Genomic DNA, 246 nt, shown 5'->3' with positions numbered 1-246 from the left:
CGCAATCGCAAACACATCATCAGGATTAGTCGAATCTAAGAAGGTGCTGGCAATCAAGGCGTTCGCGCTGTTGATCCCTGCCACAGTCAGATCCGTTGCCGCGACTTTAGCTGCTATATCAGTCAGTGGTGACACCGTCACAGCATCGCGGCGACCAATCTCTGGTAATACCGTGGTTAGCGTGCCGCTATTGAGCGAAATCCGCGTTGCTTCATCAATGTAGACACCGCCGGTGATTTCCATCAT

At 52.0% G+C, this 246-nt stretch carries 1 protein-coding gene; it reads right to left on the bottom strand.

Going from position 1 to position 246, the window contains the following annotated elements:
- Nucleotides 1-246, bottom strand: a 246-nt coding sequence (locus ACTRWI_RS22870; RefSeq protein ID WP_499133963.1) for a hypothetical protein, incomplete at both ends; no start/stop codon positions are given.

Source organism: Pseudoalteromonas sp. G5_S1_14_S5, from assembly GCF_054968605.1.
This window is presented reverse-complemented; position numbering and strand designations above follow the sequence as displayed.